This is a genomic window from Vibrio sp. D173a, from assembly GCF_030248475.1.
The window spans coordinates 1-957 of the sequence record NZ_JAHGAH010000037.1 but is presented as its reverse complement, the minus strand read 5'-3'; the positions used below and the strand labels follow the sequence as shown (position 1 = coordinate 957).

The following is a 957-nucleotide window of genomic DNA, read 5'->3' as shown; positions in this document are numbered from 1 at the left end:
AAATCAGTCGCCATATCGAAGCGATACCGGTGCTGTTTCGTGAATACGAGAGTAAAGCGGTGGGGAAATACAGCTTCACTGAGGCGGCAAGCAAACTCGACAGTCAGTTCAACCGCATCGGTCGGGTAGACTTTGTGGTGGCGTCGCTCAACTTGATTAACGTGGTTTCGCAAATGCAAACGCTGCAGGCGCTTCAAGACTCGGCGCCTCACCCCGATACACGTCGTCAAGAAATGACGTTGGGTTACAGCGTGGCTTGGTTTATCAATAACACCGGTGCGGTCATCAAAGGATTGTCGCTGAGTAAAGTCCAAAACAATATTGACCTTATGGAGAGTACGATAAAGTTACTCAAAACGGGCAGTGTGAAAGGCGTAGAGATGCGAGAGGTGCTTACCGCGGAGCGCTACGTGGCGCACTCATTGATTGCGGGTGTGGCCGGTGTGATGGCGGCCGGCCTTGAAGGTTGGCAAACCATGGAGGACTTTGCGGCATCAAGGAGTACGTCGGAAAGGTTGTTGTTACGTGCCAAAGTCGCAGCTCTCGGGTTGCAGACCTTGAGTTGGGGTGGGTTGGTCTATAACTCACTGAGAACTCGTTTAGATCTGCTATTTGTGGGCGAGGTTTTACAGGGCTGGATATTAGCGGCAAACTTCTGGGGCGCGGCGCTGTATGCGGTGGTGACGATTGTGCAGCTAGTGACCCAAAGAACGCCACTTGAAACTTGGCTCAATCATTCTGTTTGGGGTAAAGAGCCGGATGGGAACCTTAATGCGGCGGATGAATACCATGCTTTATTAAAATTGCTTAACCAACCGACGATACAGTCCATTCCTACCAAGCGACACATCGCCAAAACTGACTCGATGACGGACACCATGGTCAATTTTGAGCAAGGTATCACGCTAATTCTACCGAATGCTTATGAAGGGGAAATGGTCACATTGAGCGTCGGGG

Annotated in this window: 1 protein-coding gene; it reads left to right on the top strand. The window is 50.9% G+C overall.

All coding sequences use genetic code 11. The features are described 5' to 3' along the window. On the top strand, nt 1-957 hold a 957-nt coding region (locus KIV40_RS05135; RefSeq protein ID WP_285348142.1), incomplete at both ends, for a hypothetical protein.